A 17,937-nucleotide genomic window follows, 5' to 3' on the forward strand; every position below is an offset into this window, starting at 1 on the left:
GCGGGCACCCTCGCGAGGGTTGCTTCCCCGGAGAAGATCAGTCCAAGTCGTCGTGGCGCATCAGCTGGCGGCCCGCTTCGGTGATCGATCCCGAGAGCGACGGGTACACCGAAAAGGTCAGTGCCAGGTGCTCCACTGTGAGCTGGTTCTGGACGGCGAGCGCGATGGGAAGGATGAGCTCGCTCGCGTTCGGGGCCACGACCACCCCGCCGACGACCACACCGGTGGCGGGGCGGCAGAACAGCTTCACGAAACCACGTCGCAGGCCTTCCATCTTCGCGCGGGCGTTCGTCGCGAGCGGGAGCATGATGGTGCGGGCGGGCACCTCACCCGAGTCGATCGCCTGCTGGCTGATGCCGACGGTCGCGATCTCGGGGTGGGTGAACACGTTGGCGGCGACGGTCTTGAGCTTGATCGGCGCGACGCCTTCGCCGAGCGCGTGCCACATTGCGATGCGGCCCTGCATGCTGGCCACCGAAGCGAGCATGAGCACGCCGGTGCAGTCGCCCGCGGCGTAGATGCCGGGCGCGTTGGTGCGGGAAACGCGGTCGACACCGATGAAGCCGCCGGGGCCGGGCTCGATGCCGACCTTCTCCAGGCCGATGTCGACGGTGTTGGGCACGGAACCGACGGTCATCAGCGCGTGGCTGGCTTCGATCACGCGACCGTCGGCGAGGTGGATCGCGACGCCCTTTTCGGTGCGCTCGACCTTGTCGGCGCGGGCCTGCTTGGCGACGGTGGTGCCGCGCTGGGAGAAGACCTCTTCGAGTACGGCGGCGGCGTCGGCGTCCTCGTGCGGGAGCACGCGGTCGCGGCTGGACACGACGGTGACCTTGACGCCCATTTCGGTGTAGGCCGACGCGAACTCGGCGCCGGTGACGCCCGAACCGATGACGGCCAGGTGCTCGGGCAGCTCACGCAGGTCGTAGAGCTGACGCCAGTCGAGGATGCGCTCGCCGTCCGGCACCGCACCGGGCAGCACACGCGGGGTGGCGCCGGTCGAGATGAGGACGACGTCGGCGTCGAGGACCTCGACGGTGCCGTCGTGGGTGGTGACGGCGACCTTGTGCGTGGCGAGACCGGTCTCTTCGTCGTCGAAACGGCCCTGTCCGATGAGGACGCGGACGCCTTCGCGCTGGACGCGGGCGCGGATGTCGGCGGACTGCGCGAGCGCGAGACCCTTCACGCGACCGTGGACGGTCGGCAGGTCGACACTGGTGTCGGCCATGTCGGTGTTGATGCCGAGTTCGCGGAGGTCGTGCATGTTCGCGAGCGCGCCGGAAGAGGCGATGAACGTCTTCGACGGAACGCAGTCGTAGAGCACGCACGCACCGCCGAGACCGTCGCGTTCGACGATGGTGACGTCGGCCCCGTGCTGGGCCGCGACCAGTGCCGCTTCGTAACCGGCGGGGCCTCCGCCCATGATCACGATCTTGGTCACTGGTCTCCTCCTCTTAGCGCTGTCTGTGACTGCGTTTACCGTACGCGGGCGACCGCTGGGCGGATTGAGTGGCCGGACACGGCATGTACGTCCGGCCGGGCGACCGCCGGGTCGCTAGGCTGTCGCCGTGCCGTTGTATGCCGCGTATGGATCCAATATGGAGCCCGCCCAGATGTTGGAGCGCGCTCCGCACTCGCCCATGGCCGGCACCGGCTGGCTGGAAGGCTGGAGGTTGACCTTCGGCGGCGAGGACATGGGCTGGGAAGGTGCCCTGGCCACCATCGTCGAAGACCCGGGCTCCCGGGTCTTCGTGGTGCTGTACGACGTCACGCCGCTGGACGAGGACGGCCTCGACCGCTGGGAAGGCGGCGAGCTCGGCATGCACAGCAAGCTCCGGCTGCGCGTGCAGACCATGGACGGCTCGGTCCTGCCCTGGCTGTACGTCCTGGACGCCTACGAGGGCGGACTCCCGTCCGCGCGTTACCTCGGCGTTCTCGCCGATGCCGCCGAGGCCGCGGGCGCCCCCGCCGACTACGTCGACGCGCTCCGCACCCGCCCGTGCCGGGGCATCTCCGGCTGATCACGCGAGTTCTCCGCCCAATCACGCGTGACGTCCGCCTGATCACGCGACCGCGCGCATCTCGAACGCCCTGGCCAGCTCGGCCAAGACACGCTGGGGATCACGCAGGTCCGCCGCCGACACCCGGATCGTGATCCACCCTCGTCCAGCCATCCGTGCGTCTCGCTCGGAGTCATAGTCGTGGCGCCCCTCGTGAGATGCGAAGCCGTCATACTCCAGCGCGATCCGCCGCGACGGCCACGCCATGTCGAGTACGTACAGCTTGCGACCCTCGATCGTGGTGATCTCGTACTGCACCTCCGGTATCGGGAATCCTGCCTCGACGACGATCAGCCGAAGGATGCTCTCCGGCGGGGATTCCGCCTTGCCGGTCGCCAGGTCGAGCAGCAGGAGAGCCCTGTGGATACCTCGCCGGTCGCGGCGATCCATGATTCGGTCCCGGACGTTCTCACGCAGGGCCCGGACATGGTCCGGCGCAAGCCCGTGCATCGCCTCGTCCAGCGCGGCGATCGCGGTTCGCTTGTCACCGTCGCAGAGAAAATCGGCCAGCGCCAGATCCAAGGAGAACGTCGTGAGCCCGTCGAGTTCGACGACGTCCGAAGGCCGGAAATCGGCGTGGTGGATGACCAAACCTGGCTTCGGCTTGTTCCGTCGCGCGTAGGGCACCGTCACGTGGATGCTCGTGTCGTCCACGGCCGAGATCCCATGTAGCGCAAGGGATGTAGCTCCTGACAAAGCAGCAGGTTGCGCCACCACGAGCAGAGCGGCCTGCGCCCGCGTGGTCAGTTCGAGCGAATCGGCGGCATGGATGACGACTCCCCGCCATGGCTGTGCGAGGACACCCGCGGCCAGTCCTTCAAGGACCATCCGGCGCCCCAGAACTCTGTCAGCCTCACTACGCGAGACCGCCCCATGTCGTCCTCCCCAGTCGATCATGACCTCGAGAGTCGTGGGTTCCGGAGCCTCTGGAAAGCCCCTTTCCACAACCTGTGGATAGCTCCATAGGTTGTGGATAACCCTGTGGACAGTTGTTCGACACCGGAAGTGGCGAACAACTGTGACCAGGTGGAGATCACGCGTGACCAGAGGGAGAACACGCGTGATTGGGTGGAGATCAGGCCAGGGTGGCGAGGGCGGTGTGGACCAGGGTGCGGACACCGCACAGCAGGGCGCGTTCGTCGAGGGTGAACGTCGGGCGGTGGATGTCGGCCATGGGGCCTTCGCCGGGCCACACGCCGAGCCGCGCGAAGGCGCCCTGGACGTGCTCCAGGTACCACCCGAAGTCCTCGCCGCCGGACGACTGCTCAGTCCCGGCCACGCCGGCCTCCCCCAGCGCGGCTTCGACACCGGCCCGCATCAGCGCGGTCGACTCCGGGTCGGAGACGACCGGCGGGACCCCGCGGCGGTAGTCGAGCGAGAACCCGACGCCGGTCGGCGCGAGCAGCGACTCCACCGAAGACGCGACGAGCGGCTCCAGCATCGTCCAGACCTCGTGGTCCGCGGTCCGGAGCGTGCCGCGCAGCACCCCGTCCTGCGGGACGGCGTTGGCCGCCTGCCCGGCGTGCACCGCGCCCCAGACCAGCACGGTCCCGGAACGCGGGTCGACGCGCCGCGACAGGACCGCGGGCAGCGACGTGATCACCGTGCCGAGGGCGTGCACCAGGTCCGCGGTCAGATGCGGCCGCGAAGTGTGCCCGCCCGGCGAGGTGAGGCGCAGCTCGATGAGGTCCGCGGCGGACGTCAGCGCGCCCTCGCGCAGGCCGACCTTGCCGACCTCGAGCCGGGGGTCGCAGTGCAGCCCGTAGATCCGCTCGACGCCTTCCATCGCGCCGGCGGCGATCATGTCCAGCGCGCCGCCGGGCATGACCTCCTCGGCGGGCTGGAAGATCAGTCGCACGCGTCCCGGCAGCTCCGGCGCTCCCGCCAGCGCCCGCGCCGCGCCCAGCAGGATCGCGGTATGCGCGTCGTGTCCGCACATATGCGCTGCGCCGTCGGTCTTGGAGGCGTACGGGAGCCCGGTGGCCTCGGTCAGCGGCAGGGCGTCCATGTCGGCGCGCAGCGCGACGCAGCGGTCGCCGCTTCCGATGTCACAGACGACGCCGGTGCCCACCGGGAGCACCCATGGCTTGAGCCCGACCGAGCGGAGCAGGGACATGACCATTTCGGTGGTCGCGAACTCGTGGCGGGAGAGTTCCGGGTGCGCGTGGATGTGCCGGCGCCACGCGAGGACGTCGGTGGCGTTCGCGCGAAGCCAGTCGTCGAGCCAGAAGGGGCCACGCCCGGCACCCAGATCATCCACAGGTGTCATGCTGACGCCGGCCTCGGAGATCAGCGCGGTGGGCGCCTCTTTAGGGGCAACGACGCGACCCTCGGGGTCGCCTGGAATGTCCGGACGTGAATCGAGCACCGTCACGCCGCACCTCCTCCCGCAACACGGTTGCCTTCGTCTACCACCGTACGAGTGGTCACTGAAGACACGCTGGGTGCCGTTCGATCTGTGATACGCATTTGCGATAGATCGTGCACCATGCAGATGACAAGCCGCTCGTCGAGTGATCGAGCCCTAGACGGCCGGTAGTGGATCTGCGTTGAACGGCTCGGAGGAGTTCAGCCCGGGCTAAGCGGAGAGTCCTTCTACTTCCCGGGAGCGGTTCAGGACTTCTTCTTCTTGGAACGGGCGCGACGGCCGAGGACCACCAAACCCAGCAGTACCACCGCGATGACGCCCGCGATGATCTTGTTCTTGGTCTCCTGGCTGTTGGCCTTGTCGGTCTCGGCGGGGTCGAGGACCGGGCCCGGCGGCGCCTGCGATGGCACCTCGTGCACCGTCCCTGCCTGCATGATCACCGGCGAAGCGGCCGGGACCGCCGAAGACGGCGCGGCCGGCGCACAGACGACCAGTCCGGCGGCGATCAGCCCGGCCAGCTGCCCGAGGCGAGACCTTTTCGGCATGACTCCCTTTCGTCGGCACTCGGTTCGTTGACAGAGTGTTCGTCGACAGAGTGCGAACCCGATTCTGCACTCTGCCGCGTCCCCACGTCAGCCGCCACGCGGAGGACCGGAAAACGCCGACAGGATCTGTTGAGCGGCCAGCGTCGGCGTCAGTTCCCCGTCCCGGACCGCCCGTTCGACGTCCGGAACGACCGCTCGCACGTCCGGGTGCGCGGCGAGCCGCCCGAGCAGCTGTTCGCGGACCATCGACCAGGTCCACTCGACCTGCTGCCGCCGTCGCCGTCCGTCCAGTTCGCCGGACTCGGTCAACACGTCCCGGTGACGGCCGATCTCGGCCCACACCTCGTCCAGCCCGACGTCGGTGAGCGCACTGCACGTCAGCACCGGCGGGGTCCACTCGGCGTCTCGCCCGTAGATCATCCGCAGGGCGCCGGAGAGTTCGCGGGCCGCGCGTTTCGCGTCGCGTTCGTGGTCGCCGTCGGCCTTGTTGACCGCGATGACGTCGGCCAGTTCGAGGACGCCCTTCTTGATGCCCTGCAGCTGGTCGCCGGTCCGGGCCAGGGTCAGGAACAGGAAGCAGTCGACCATGTTCGCCACGGTCACCTCGGACTGCCCGACGCCGACGGTCTCGACCAGCACGATGTCGTACCCGGCCGCCTCCATCAGCACGATCGTTTCGCGGGTCGCTCGCGCGACACCCCCGAGAGTCCCCGAAGTCGGCGAAGGACGGATGAACGCCTTCGGGTCCACCGCGAGCCGCGCCATCCGGGTCTTGTCGCCCAGGATCGAGCCGCCGGTCTTGGTCGACGACGGGTCGACGGCCAGGACGGCGACCTTGTGGCCGGCTTCGGTCAGGTCCGTGCCGAGCTGGTCGATGAAGGTCGACTTGCCGACACCGGGGACGCCGGTGATGCCGACCCGTCGCGCGCCGCCCGCGTGCGGGAGCAGCTCGACCAGCAGTTCCTGCGCTTGCGCCCGGTGGTCTTCCCGGTTGGACTCGACGAGCGTGATCGCCCGCGACAGCAGGCCGCGGTCACCCGCGAGGACGCCCTTGGCCAGCGCTCCGACGTCGATCTTGCGCGGCAAGGTTCAGGACTCCTGGGCGGTCAGCTGTCCGATGAGGTCGATCGCCGCGTCGGCGATGACCGTGCCGGGACCGAAGATCGCCGCCGCGCCCGCCGCGCGCAGTTCCTCGTAGTCCTGCGGCGGGATGACGCCGCCGACCACGACGATGATGTCCTCGCGGCCCTGTTCGGCGAGTTCGGCGCGCAGGGCGGGGACCAGCGAGAGGTGCCCGGCCGCCAGCGACGAAACGCCGATGACGTGCACATCCGCCTCGATCGCCTGCCGCGCGACCTCGCCGGGAGTGGAGAACAGCGGACCGACGTCGACATCGAAACCGATGTCGGCGAAGCCCGTCGCGATCACCTTCTGGCCGCGGTCGTGACCGTCCTGGCCCATCTTCGCGACCAAGATCCGGGGACGACGGCCCTCGTCCTCGGCGAAACTCTCGACCAGTTCACGAGCCCTTTCGACATTCTCGGCCTTGCCGACCTCCTCGCGGTACACACCGGAGATGGTACGAATCTGACCGGAGTGGCGCCCCCAGATCTTCTCCAGCGAGTCGGAGATCTCGCCGACCGTCGCCTTCGCCCTGGCGGCGTCGATGGCCAGCGCGAGCAGGTTGCCGTCGGACTGGGCGCCCGCCGTGAGCCTCCGGAGCGCGTCCTGCGTGGCGTCTTCGTCTCGTTCTTCGCGCAGCCGCCGCAGTTTCTCCAGCTGTTGCGTGCGGACGCCGGCGTTGTCGACCTTGAGCACGTCGATCTGCTCGTCGTCGGTGACCTTGTACTTGTTGATGCCGATCACCGGCTGACGGCCGGAATCGATCCGTGCCTGGGTGCGCGCCGCGGCCTCCTCGATGCGCAGCTTCGGAATGCCCGCGTCGATGGCCTTCGCCATCCCGCCCGCCTGCTCGACCTCGGTGATGTGGCCCCACGCCTTGCGGGCGAGGTCGTACGTCAGCTTCTCGACGAACGCGCTGCCGCCCCACGGGTCGATGACCCGCGTGGTGCCGGATTCCTGCTGCAGCAGCAACTGCGTGTTCCGCGCGATGCGGGCGGAGAAGTCGGTCGGCAGCGCGAGGGCCTCGTCGAGGGCGTTGGTGTGCAGCGACTGCGTGTGTCCCTGGGTCGCCGCCATCGCCTCGACGCAGGTGCGGACGACGTTGTTGTAGACGTCCTGCGCGGTCAGCGACCAGCCGGAGGTCTGCGAATGCGTGCGCAGACTCAAAGACTTATCGTTCGTGGGCTGGAACTTTTTGACTAGTTTCGCCCACAGCAGCCGTGCCGCGCGGAGCTTGGCGACCTCCATGAAGAAGTTCATCCCGATCGCCCAGAAGAAGGACAGGCGTGGTGCGAACTTGTCGACGTCCAGCCCGGCCTCGGTGCCCGCGCGGAGGTACTCGACGCCGTCCGCGAGCGTGTAAGCCAGCTCCAGATCGGCGGTCGCCCCGGCTTCCTGCATGTGATAGCCGGAGATGGAGATCGAGTTGTACTTCGGCATGTTCCGCGAGGTGAACGAGAAGATGTCCGAGATGATCCGCATCGACGGCTGCGGCGGGTAGATGTAGGTGTTGCGGACCATGAACTCCTTGAGGATGTCGTTCTGGATGGTCCCGGCCAGTTTGTCCGGCGTGACACCCTGTTCCTCGGCCGCGACGACGTACAGCGCGAGCACCGGCAGTACGGCGCCGTTCATGGTCATCGAAACGCTCATCTTGTCGAGCGGGATGCCGTCGAAGAGCTGGCGCATGTCGTAGATCGAGTCGATCGCGACGCCCGCCATGCCGACGTCACCGGCGACGCGCGGGTGGTCCGAGTCGTAGCCGCGGTGCGTCGCGAGGTCGAAGGCGACCGAAAGGCCCTTCTGCCCGGCTGCGAGGTTGCGGCGGTAGAAAGCGTTCGACTCCTCGGCGGTGGAGAACCCCGCGTACTGCCGGATCGTCCACGGCTGGTTGACGTACATCGTCGGGTACGGGCCGCGCAGATAAGGCGCGACACCGGGATACGTGCCGAGGAAGTCCACTCCGGACAGATCGTCGGCGGTGTAGACCGGTTTGACTCCGATCCCTTCCGGCGTCTCCCACGCGAGCGCGTCGGGGCCCTTGCCGGTGGCGGCATGCAGGGCTTCGGTCCACTGAGGACGGTCGACCGGGTCAGGGGTGCCGAGGTCGACGCCTGCGAAGTTCGGGATGGTCATCACTGCACTCCGAGCTCGTTCAACGTGCCGGTCAGGACTTCGAGGGCGTCGCAGCCCGTGAAGAGATAACCCGAGACGTTCTCGTGATCGCCGGGTTTACCGGCGAGAAGCACTGACGTGGCGCCTGCTTCCTTCAACGCCTTCGCGACGCTGTCGCCTTCCTCCGCGTAGGAAGTGTTGCTTCCGCAGAGGCAGGCGATCTTCGTTCCGCTGGCCCGGAATTCCGCGATGAGGTCCTCCGGGGCGCCGGGGTTCACGGCTTCGATCCCGCCCGCTTGGAAGAGGTTCGCCGCGAAACTCGCCCGTCCGGTGTGCGCCGCGACGGGTCCGAGAGTGGCGAGGAAGACGCGGGGACGGCTGGGGTGCGCGTCCGCCCGGTCTCGCAGGGCTTCGAAGGCCTCGGCGTACCGATGCCGGGGCAGGCCGCCGTCCGGTAGGTCTTCGAAGGGATCGCGAGCGACCGTTTTCTCGGCCAGGTTGGGAAATTCGCTGACGCCGGTGATCGGGTCACGACGGGTCGAGAGCCGCTTCGACCGCTTTTTCCAGGTTTCGGCGAGTCGCCCGGCGAGCGCGCCGGAGGCCAGTTCGGCCTCGATCCCGCCCGCCGCCTCGATGGCGGTGAACTCGCGCCACGCGGCCTTGGCCAGATCGTCGGTGAGGTTCTCGACGTACCAGGAGCCGCCTGCCGGGTCGATGACGCCGGCGAGTTTGGACTCCTCCAGCAGGACGGCGTGCGTGTTGCGCGCGATCCGCGCGGAGAACGCGTCCGGCTGGCCGATCGCGGCGTCGAAGGGGAGCACGGTGATCGCCTCCGCGCCGCCGACCCCGGCACCGAAGCAGGCGAGCGTGGTCCGCAGCATGTTCACCCACGGGTCACGCTGGGTCAGCATCGCGGGCGAGGTGACGGCGTGCTGCCGCATACCCGCCCCCTTACCACCGGATACCTCGGTGACCCTTGCCCAAAGCCGCCGCGCGGCACGGAACTTGGCGATCGTGAGGAACTGGTCGGCCGTGGCGGCGAGCCGGAACTCGAGCTGCCCGGCCGCGGTGTCGATGTCCAGCCCCGCTTCGGTGAGCGCCCGCAGATAGGCGACGCCCGCCGCGATGGTCGCGCCGAGTTCCTGCGCGTCCGAACCGCCCGCCTCGTGGAACGGCAGGCCGTCGGCCACGATCGTTCGCACCTTCGGGTGACTGGAAGCGACGCGCGCCGCCAGTTCCGCGGCGGGGACGAGCGGATACGCCGAACCGGTGCGCGCGATCAGGCCGATCGGGTCGGCGCCGAGCGTCGCGGTGACCGCGCTCGCCGGGATCTCGCGTTCGGCGAAGAGGCCGAACAACTCGTTCGCCGCGGCTTCGTACTCTTCCCCCGCGTCGAGGGTGACAGGCGCGAGGTCGATGTAGACCTCGTTCAGCGCGTCGGCCAGGTCGGCGACGGGGACCCCGGTCGCGCCCACACGCAGCCAGATCGAGCTGACGCCGCCTTCGAGGTCGGCGAGGATCGCGGTGTTCGTGACTTTGGCGTCGCGTCGCGCGTACCGGGCACGGATGTCCCAGCCCGTCGTCACCGAACCCTCGGGCCGGGCGCTTCTCACGAACGGCGGAAGACCGGGGAAGCCCGTTCCCTCGACCGCGTCATCGGCGGTGTAGAGCGGCTGGATTTCCAAGCCGTCATACGTCCGGGTGACCAGTTTGCTTTCGGGCAGGCCATCGAACCCCTCAGCGATCGCGCCGCTCTTGCGCAGCACTCCGGCGACGAGTTCCCGCCACTGCTCGCGGCTCGCTTCCGGGAACTCCGCCGCGAGAGCCAGCGCATGGGGCTCGGCTGGTGCAGCGTGTCCATCGGGGGTCGGCACTGACTCCGTCTCGGCCACTTCCGTCATAACCAACGATGTTAACGGCCCTTAACAAGACTCACTTGTGACGCTAGTCGCGCCGGGAGGGGACCGTTCACTCCTCCAGGGCACGGCGCATCGGCCCGCCAGGTGGGCATACGACACAATTGGGGCCGTGCCGCCCGACACCACCGAGTCCAGCGAGAGCCCCGGCGACGAGAAGCGTGTCGTCGCCGGGCGATATCGGTTGCGCTCGGTCATCGGATCGGGGTCGATGGGCACCGTCTGGTCGGCCTACGACGAGTTCCTGCACCGTCCGGTCGCGGTCAAAGAGGTCCGCCTCCCGCCCGGCGTCCCGACCGCGCAGGCCGACGAACTGCGCGAACGGACCCTGCGCGAAGCCCGCGCGATCGCCGTCCTGAGTCACCCGAACGTGATCATCCTGCACGACGTCGCGCGCGAGAACGACGAACCCTTCGTGGTCATGGAGCTGCTGCCGTCACGCAGCCTCGCGCACATCCTGCGCGACCACGGGCCGCTGACGGTCGAGCAGACGGCGGCGGTCGGCATCGCGGTCGCGTCCGCGCTCGAAGCCGCGCACGCCGCCGGGATCACTCACCGTGACGTCAAACCGGGGAACGTCCTGGTCGCGGGCGACGGCCGCATCAAGCTCACCGACTTCGGCATCGCCAGGAACGTCTCCGAAGCCACCATGACCCGCACCGGGATGATGCTGGGCTCCCCCGCCTACATCGCGCCCGAAGTCGCCTCCGGGGGCGCGGTCGTCCCCGCCGCCGACCTGTGGGGCCTCGGCGCGACGCTGTTCGCCGCCATCGAGGGCTCTCCGCCCTACGACGCCGACGGCGACCCGCTCGAAACGGTCGGCAAGGTCGTCAACGGCAAGGTGCCGAAGCCCGGCCCCGGCCCGCTGTCCGACGTCATCGGCGCGCTCATGAAGAAGGAGCCGTCGAAGCGGGTCACTCTGCGTGAGGTGCGGCGACGCCTGTATCCGTTGCAGGCCAAGACACTGATCGACCTCTTCCCCGCCGAGCTGTTCCACACGCCCGACGGGAAGAAGACCACCGCGCACCTTGACGCGACCGACACCCAGGTGATCAAGCCGGTCGTCCCCGACAAGCCGGGCGAGGGCACGAGTTCCGAACTCGCCGCCGACCCCGGGCCGCTGCCGTTCCTGAACCCGCCCGCGGCGGCTCCGGAACCCCGGTCTCCGGAACCCCGGTCTCTGGAAGTCCGGTCTCTGGAACAACGGTCTCCGGAACAACGGTCTCCGGAACACCATTCTTTGGAACACCCAGCCGAACCCGCGCCGATGCCGACGGTCACGCCGGCCGCGCCGCGTCCGCTGAGCCGGTCGACGGTGGCCACGGTGGCCTTGGCGCTCGCGTCGGTCGTCGTCTTCCTCCTGGCAGCGGGAGGCGGGTTCGTCCTGGCCAGGACGGTCGGCGGGCAGCAGCTGCGGCCACCGGAAGGGACGCCGCAGGGCGGCACGATCGCCACTCAGCCCCCGCCGGTGCTCGTCACACAGCAAGGTGACGCGAGCACGGTGAACGGTGTCAAAGGCGGCCGGTTCAGCATCGGCGTGCCGGAGGACTGGAAGAAGTTCGTCGCGCCGCACGTCACCAGGGGTGTGCCCAGCACGGTGGTCCAGTACGTCGCGCCCGACGGCGGCCAGGTGATCCGGATCGAGCGGCTGACCGGCTTCCTCTCCGACAATTCGCCTCCGGCCTACTTCAGCTGGCTGAAGTCGCAGCATCCGGAGGTCTCCCTCATCGGGGAGCCCACCCCCGTGCCAGGGCGGGGCGACGACAGCATGCGGTACGTCTACCGGACGACCGAGCGCTCCGCCGCGGCCAGGGACTCCGCGAACGAGAGCATCACGCGCACGACGTTCATGGACCTGTTCAGCGGGGGCGTCGACCTGTGGATCCTCTCGGTGACCTCGCCGATCGAGCAGGAGACGTCGGCGAAGACCGCGGTCTTCGAGCCGGTCGCGCGGTCACTCGTCGTGGACGGCTAGCCAGGGGCTGAAGGGGACTTTCCCCGCATGCGATGCGGGGAAAGCGCCCTTCGCCGCGTGAGACGAGGGGAAAGTCCCCTTCAGCCCCCGCCGCGCAGTCACTCTTCGTCGACGGTGGGCCGCGCGAAGTGCGCCTTCGAAGCCCGCTGCTGCGCCAGCCTCCGCAGCACCGAAAGCAGCCTGTCGCCGAGAACGGTCTCCACGACGGCGATCTCGACGATGCGCTCCAGCGACTCGACCCCGGCGATGCCTTCGAGGTCCAGGTCGGCGATCCGGTCGGCGATCTCGGCGTAGCCGTCGAGTTTGTCGAGGTACCAGCCATGCCCGACCTCCCGGATCGCGCACAGGACGCCGACCAGGGCCTGGATGACCGGATCGTCGTCGTCCTTGCAGGGCCAGTTCCGGCGCTCCGCCAGCTCCCGGACCGTGGTGAGCGCCCAGTTCCGGGCTTCGTCGTCGACGATCTGCTTGGCGGTCGTGATGCCCTGCTGCGCGATGCCGAGGACGCGGTGGGGATCGGCTCCCCCGGCGTCGACCGCGGCGAGCACCTCGCCGACCGTCGTGAGCGCGAGCCCGCCGACGTCCATCAGCGCCCTGATCAGCTTGATCCGCTGGATGTGCCCGTCGCCGTACTTCGCCTGATTGGGGCTGGTCCGCTCACCCGGCGGGAGCAGCCCTTCCCGCAGGTAGTACTTGATCGTGGCGACCGGGACCCCGGCTTTTTCGCTCAGTTCCGCCATCCGCACGCGTTGTCACTCCGATCTCGGGGCCGGTTCCAGGGTCGTCCCTGAAGACTTCTCAGGATGGATAGTTTAACTTCCCATAACGGAGAGCATGACTATCCATTCTGGGAGGGACCCATGACCATCTTGACCGATCTCCGCGAGAGAACCCGCACCTGGCACCGGGGTTCGTATCGCCTGGCCCAGGCGTTCGCCGTGATCACCGTGCTGTGCGTGCTGGACATGCTGATCGACCAGCGGACACTGAACGGCGCGCCGCTCTGGGCGAAACCGTTCAAATTCGCCGTCTCCGCCGCGCTCTACTTCTTCACCTGGAGCTGGCTCGTCTCACTGCTGCCCAAGTTCCGGCGGACCACGAACTGGCTGGTGAACGTCCTCGTCGTGATCTTCGCGGCCGAGTACGCGCTGGTGGTGTTCCAGGCCGTCCGCGTCCGCGCGAGCCACTTCAACAACGCGACCCCGCTGGACAACACGATCTTCCAGGTCATGGGCGGGATGATCGCCGTGCTGTGGGTGGTGAACCTCGTACTGACGATCGCCGTCATGTTCACGCGGCTCCCCGACCGCGCGACGACGTGGGCCGCCCGGATCGGCGCGGTTCTCGGCATGATCGGGATCTCGCTGGCGACGCTGATGAGCAGCCCCACCCCGGACCAGCAGGCCGTGCTCGACGCGACCGGCCAGTCCGCGATGATCGGCGCGCATACCGTCGGCCTCCCCGACGGCGGTCCCGGCCTGCCGATCCTCGGCTGGAGCACGGTCGGCGGCGACCTCCGGATCCCGCATTTCCTCGGCCTGCACGGACTTCAGGCGCTTCCGCTGCTCGCGCTCGCCCTTGGCGTCCTGGCCGCGCGGTACCCGCGGCTTCGCGACGACGTCGTCCGGCTGCGGCTGGTCGTGGTCGCCGGCATCGGCTACGCGGGGCTTCTCGCCCTGCTCACCTGGCAGGCGCTGCGCGGCCAGTCCATCGTCGCCCCCGACGGCCAGACCCTGACGGCCCTCGCCCTGCTCATCGCCGGCGTCGCCGTTAGCGGGCTAATCGCGGTCGGGCGGCAGGCGAAGGACCGAGAGCTGGAGTACTCCCTTCGATGACCGCCGAGACCCTGTTCACCTGGACCTTCCCGTCGGCCGCGCCGTTCTGGCTGCTGATGATCTTCCTGCCGGGCTGGTCGTGGACCCGCCGGATCATGTCCTCACCGTGGGTGCCGCTGCTGCCGCTGATCCCGTACTTCGCGCTCGCCATCCCGCATCTCGGCGAGCTGTGGACGGCGGTGAGCAGGCCCGATCTGGACGTGCTCAGCGCGTTCACCGGTTCGCCGTACGGGGCGGCCGCGATCTGGGCCCACCTGATCGCCTTCGACCTGTTCATCGCGCGGTGGATGTACCTCGAATCCCGCGAGCACCGCATCCACCCGCTGGTGACGGGCCCGATCCTGGCGCTCACGATCTTCCTGTCCCCGTTCGGGCTGGTGGCGTTCCTGCTCGTGCGAAGTGTCCGGATACGCTCGTCGCATGAGTGAGAACGAGGTCGCGGCGGCCGCCGCCATCGCCGAACGCACCGGCGTCGAGAAGCACGACATCGCCGTCGTGCTCGGTTCGGGCTGGCGCCCTGCGGCGGACGTCATCGGGGAGCCGGCGGCGGAGATCCCGCTGGGCGAACTGCCCGGCTTCGTCGCGCCGGGCGCGGTCGGGCACGGGGGGACCGCCCGGTCGGTCCGCGTCGGCGAAAAGCGCGCGCTGATCATGCTGGGCCGCACACACTTCTACGAGGGCAAGGGCATCGACCCGGTCGTGCACAACGTGCGCACCGCCGCGGCCGCGGGCGCCAAGACGGTGCTGCTGACCAACGCGGCGGGCGGTCTGCGCGAGGGTTTCCGCGTCGGGCAACCGGTGCTGATCTCCGACCACCTGAACCTGACCGCGCGCTCGCCGATCGTCGGCGCGAACTTCGTCGACCTGACGGATCTCTACTCGAAGCGGCTGCGCGACATCGCGCGCGAAATCGACCCCTCGCTGGAAGAGGGTGTTTACGCGGGACTGACCGGGCCGCATTTCGAGACTCCGGCGGAGATCCACATGCTGCGGACGCTCGGCGCCGACCTCGTCGGCATGTCGACGGTGCTGGAGGCCATCGCCGCCCGCGCCGCCGGGATCGAGGTCTTCGGGCTCTCGCTGGTGACCAACCTGGCGGCCGGGATGACCGGGGAACCGCTGAACCACGAAGAGGTGCTCGAAGCGGGCCGCCAGTCGGCGACGCGGATGGGCACCCTGCTGAAGGAACTCGTCGCCCGCGCCTGACATACCCATGCGAAAGGCCTCGGCTCACCTGAGCCGGGGGCCTTTCCGTACTTCTCGACCTGCGAACCCGGGAAGCCGCTGCGCGACCTCGACGGCGAGCAGCTTTCGCGACTGCTCGAAAAGGGCGTCCTCAGCGCCGGTCAGCTGTGCACCCACCCCGGCCACGACGACGGCTTCGGCGTTCGTGGACGAACCACCGCGGCAGGACGTTTCCGAACACTTGCCCGATGACGGGATAGAACGACTCGGGTGGGGCATCGATGGCACGGGGTTGAGCATCGGGCCCGAAGAACGAGGCGAACGCCTCGCGCATTCCGAAACCGGCGCTTTCCGTGGCCACACCCGCCTTTTCGACGACCGGGCGCATGTCCTCACCGGTGGCGAATCAGGACGTCGCGCGCGGCGACGGCGAGCGGTAGCAGATGATCATGACCGACCCAGGGAAGTGAAGATCAATCGCACCTTCTCCAACGTACCCGTAGGCTGACTCGGTGACGACTTCCTTGACCCCGGAGCTCCGGGATCGGGCGTTCCGCTGGATCGCCGACGATCCGGACGACGATTCCCGTGTGGAGCTGCAGAACATCCTCGCCCGCGCGATGGGCGGGGAAGCCGGTGCGGCGGACGAACTCGCGGATCGGATGGCGGGCCCGCTCGAGTTCGGCACCGCCGGGCTGCGCGGCCCGGTGCGCGCGGGACCCCAGGGGATGAACGTCGCGGTCGTCACCCGAACGACGGCCGGAGTCGCGGCCTGGCTGACCGCGCAAGGACATCCGGGCGGGGTCGTGGTGGTCGGCCGCGACGCGCGACACGGTTCGGAAGCGTTCGCCAGGGCCGCCGCCGAGGTGCTCTCAGCCGCCGGATTCGCGGTGAAGGTGCTGCCAGGGCCGCTGCCGACGCCGGTGCTCGCGTTCGCCGTGCTGGAACTCGGCGCCGTCGCGGGCATCCAGATCACCGCGTCGCACAATCCCCCCGCCGACAACGGCTACAAGCTTTACGACGCGACGGGCGGCCAGATCGTCCCGCCTTCGGACGGCCAGATCGAACGCGCCATCGAAGCCGCTCCCCCGGCCATCAGCGTCCCGCGCGAGCCGGGCGCCGAGGTGCTGGGCGACGAACTCCGGGACGCCTATCTCGCCAAGGTCGCCGTTCTGCCACGCGGCCCGGAACGCGGGGTCAAGGTCGCCGCGACAGCGTTGCACGGCGTCGGCGCGGAAACCCTGCGTGCCGCCTTCGACCGCGCCGGTTTCACCGAGCTGAGCTTGGTGGCCGAGCAGTCCACGCCGGATCCCGACTTCCCGACGGTCGCCTTCCCGAACCCGGAGGAACCGGGCGCGACGGACCTTTTGCTCGCGCTGGCGTCCGAAGTGGACGCCGATCTGGCGATCGCGCTCGACCCCGACGCCGACCGGTGCGCGCTGGGCGTGCGCGAACGGGACGGTTCGTGGCGGATGCTGCGGGGCGACGAAACCGGCGTCCTCCTCGGCTGGCACATTCTGTCCACTGTGGACTCCATTGATCCGCTCGTGGCGACCACGATCGTGTCGTCGTCGATGCTCGGCGAAGTCGCGAAGGATTTCGGAGCGCGCTACGCGGAGACGTTGACCGGGTTCAAATGGCTGGTTCGCGCGGGCGATGGGCTCGTGTTCGCCTACGAAGAGGCGCTCGGTCTCTGCGTCAATCCCGGTTTCGTGCGTGACAAGGACGGCATCGCCGCCGCCGTGTTCGCCGCGGGACTGACCGCTTCGCTGCGCGCGTCGGGCCGCGGCCCACTGGACGTCCTCGACGAACTGGCCGTGAAACACGGGGTACACGTGACGGATCAGGTCTCGCTGCGGGTCACCGACCTGTCGGTACGGGAGAAGCTGATGGCGGGCCTGCGCGCCGCTCCCCCGGCGTCGCTGGGCGGCATCGACGTCACGATGGAGGATCTCCTGCCCGACGCCGACGTGCTGCGGCTGACCGGAGAGGGCCTGCGCGTCGTGATCAGACCGTCCGGAACCGAGCCGAAGCTGAAGGCGTACCTGCAGGTGAAGCAGCCGGTTTCCGGAGACCTCGCCGAGGCGCGCGTCGCCGCGGACACCAAGCTGGCCGCGCTCCGGGCCGACCTCGAGTCCCGTCTGGCCTGACGCCATGGCCAAGTTGCTGATCGTCCACCACACGCCCTCGCCCTCGACGCAGGAGATGTTCGAAGCCGTCCTCTCCGGCGCGAAACATCCGGATATCGAGGGCGTCGAGGTCGTACGCCGTCCGGCGCTGGGCGCGACCGTGCCCGACGTCCTCGACGCGGACGGCTACCTGCTCGGCACCCCGGCGAATCTCGGCTACATGTCCGGGGCGCTGAAGCATTTCTTCGACACCGTCTATTACCCGTGCCTGGATTCCACGCGAGGGCGGCCGTTCGGTTTCTTCGTGCACGGCGGCGGCGACACCACCGGGACCGTGCGCGGAATCGAGGGCATCACCACCGGTCTCGGCTGGGAGCGCGCGGCTTCCCCGGTCCTCGTCACCGGAAAACCGGGCAAAGAGGAACTGGAGGCTTGTTTCGAACTGGGTGGCACCCTCGCGGCCACCCTCATGGCCTGACCCACCGCCGCAATTAGTCCTCTAGTTGCGGTAGTTGGCGACACGAACCAGCCGCCGAAAGTGGAAAAAGTAAAGGGGCCTGTTACCGGAAGCCCTGGGGGTCGACCTCCGGCAACAGGCCTAGACCAAGGGTTCGCCGTGATGGCGATCAACCTTGGCTACCCAAGCGTACTACATCAAGCACGATCTTGTGCACCCGCCTGGAAAAA

The 17,937-nt window shown here is 68.8% G+C and carries 15 protein-coding genes; 7 read left to right on the forward strand and 8 right to left on the reverse strand.

Annotated elements, in window-relative coordinates:
* Nucleotides 1-37 precede the first annotated feature (37 nt).
* Nucleotides 38-1,441 carry an NAD(P)H-quinone dehydrogenase gene (locus ACM6LR_RS01445; RefSeq protein WP_414935746.1) on the reverse strand — a complete coding sequence of 468 codons (1,404 nt, stop codon included), beginning with the start codon at nt 1,439-1,441 and terminating at the stop codon, nt 38-40.
* Between the two features lie 127 nt (nt 1,442-1,568).
* On the opposite strand from ACM6LR_RS01445, the gene ACM6LR_RS01450 reads away from it, so the two are divergent.
* Nucleotides 1,569-2,021: a gamma-glutamylcyclotransferase gene (locus tag ACM6LR_RS01450; RefSeq protein ID WP_414935747.1), complete on the forward strand. Its 453-nt coding sequence runs from the start codon at nt 1,569-1,571 to the stop codon at nt 2,019-2,021.
* A gap of 42 nt (nt 2,022-2,063) precedes the next feature.
* On the opposite strand, the gene ACM6LR_RS01455 is transcribed toward ACM6LR_RS01450, so the two are convergent.
* The 6 genes from ACM6LR_RS01455 to ACM6LR_RS01480 form a co-directional block, all read right to left on the reverse strand.
* Nucleotides 2,064-2,888, reverse strand: a complete 825-nt coding sequence (locus ACM6LR_RS01455; protein ID WP_414935748.1) for an endonuclease domain-containing protein — start codon at nt 2,886-2,888, stop codon at nt 2,064-2,066.
* Nucleotides 2,889-3,135: 247 nt separating this feature from the next.
* Entirely contained in the window at nt 3,136-4,434 is a 1,299-nt protein-coding gene (locus ACM6LR_RS01460; protein WP_414935749.1) for an amidohydrolase, read from the reverse strand.
* A gap of 239 nt (nt 4,435-4,673) precedes the next feature.
* Nucleotides 4,674-4,973, reverse strand: a complete 300-nt coding sequence (locus ACM6LR_RS01465) for a hypothetical protein (protein ID WP_414943018.1) — start codon at nt 4,971-4,973, stop codon at nt 4,674-4,676.
* Nucleotides 4,974-5,060: 87 nt separating this feature from the next.
* On the reverse strand, nt 5,061-6,059 hold the full coding sequence (meaB, locus tag ACM6LR_RS01470; RefSeq protein WP_414935751.1) for a methylmalonyl Co-A mutase-associated GTPase MeaB: 999 nt from the start codon (nt 6,057-6,059) through the stop codon (nt 5,061-5,063).
* Nucleotides 6,060-6,062: 3 nt separating this feature from the next.
* On the reverse strand, nt 6,063-8,231 hold the full coding sequence (gene scpA / locus ACM6LR_RS01475) for a methylmalonyl-CoA mutase (RefSeq protein WP_414935752.1): 2,169 nt from the start codon (nt 8,229-8,231) through the stop codon (nt 6,063-6,065).
* Nucleotides 8,231-10,111, reverse strand: a complete 1,881-nt coding sequence (locus ACM6LR_RS01480) for a methylmalonyl-CoA mutase family protein (protein WP_414943019.1) — start codon at nt 10,109-10,111, stop codon at nt 8,231-8,233. Before ACM6LR_RS01480 ends, scpA begins: the two co-directional genes overlap by 1 nt.
* A 127-nt stretch (nt 10,112-10,238) precedes the next feature.
* On the opposite strand from ACM6LR_RS01480, the gene ACM6LR_RS01485 reads away from it, so the two are divergent.
* Nucleotides 10,239-12,101: a protein kinase domain-containing protein gene (locus ACM6LR_RS01485; RefSeq protein ID WP_414943020.1), complete on the forward strand. Its 1,863-nt coding sequence runs from the start codon at nt 10,239-10,241 to the stop codon at nt 12,099-12,101.
* Nucleotides 12,102-12,199: 98 nt separating this feature from the next.
* On the opposite strand, the gene ACM6LR_RS01490 is transcribed toward ACM6LR_RS01485, so the two are convergent.
* Nucleotides 12,200-12,841 carry a MerR family transcriptional regulator gene (locus ACM6LR_RS01490; protein WP_414935755.1) on the reverse strand — a complete coding sequence of 214 codons (642 nt, stop codon included), beginning with the start codon at nt 12,839-12,841 and terminating at the stop codon, nt 12,200-12,202.
* A gap of 120 nt (nt 12,842-12,961) precedes the next feature.
* On the opposite strand from ACM6LR_RS01490, the gene ACM6LR_RS01495 reads away from it, so the two are divergent.
* The 5 genes from ACM6LR_RS01495 (at nt 12,962) to ACM6LR_RS01515 (ending at nt 17,728) form a co-directional block, all read left to right on the forward strand.
* Nucleotides 12,962-13,936 carry a hypothetical protein gene (locus tag ACM6LR_RS01495; RefSeq protein WP_414943021.1) on the forward strand — a complete coding sequence of 325 codons (975 nt, stop codon included), beginning with the start codon at nt 12,962-12,964 and terminating at the stop codon, nt 13,934-13,936.
* Entirely contained in the window at nt 13,933-14,364 is a 432-nt protein-coding gene (locus ACM6LR_RS01500; RefSeq protein ID WP_414935757.1) for an ABA4-like family protein, read from the forward strand. Before ACM6LR_RS01495 ends, ACM6LR_RS01500 begins: the two co-directional genes overlap by 4 nt.
* Nucleotides 14,357-15,142 carry a purine-nucleoside phosphorylase gene (locus ACM6LR_RS01505; protein WP_414935758.1) on the forward strand — a complete coding sequence of 262 codons (786 nt, stop codon included), beginning with the start codon at nt 14,357-14,359 and terminating at the stop codon, nt 15,140-15,142. Before ACM6LR_RS01500 ends, ACM6LR_RS01505 begins: the two co-directional genes overlap by 8 nt.
* 491 nt (nt 15,143-15,633) lie before the next feature.
* Nucleotides 15,634-17,271 (forward strand): phospho-sugar mutase, encoded by a 1,638-nt coding sequence (locus ACM6LR_RS01510; RefSeq protein WP_414935759.1) that lies wholly within the window; start codon nt 15,634-15,636, stop codon nt 17,269-17,271.
* A 4-nt stretch (nt 17,272-17,275) separates the two neighbouring features.
* Nucleotides 17,276-17,728 carry a flavodoxin family protein gene (locus ACM6LR_RS01515; protein ID WP_414935760.1) on the forward strand — a complete coding sequence of 151 codons (453 nt, stop codon included), beginning with the start codon at nt 17,276-17,278 and terminating at the stop codon, nt 17,726-17,728.
* Nucleotides 17,729-17,937 lie beyond the last annotated feature (209 nt).

It is taken from the genome of Amycolatopsis sp. cmx-11-32 (genome assembly GCF_047608695.1).
Taxonomy (GTDB): domain Bacteria; phylum Actinomycetota; class Actinomycetes; order Mycobacteriales; family Pseudonocardiaceae; genus Amycolatopsis.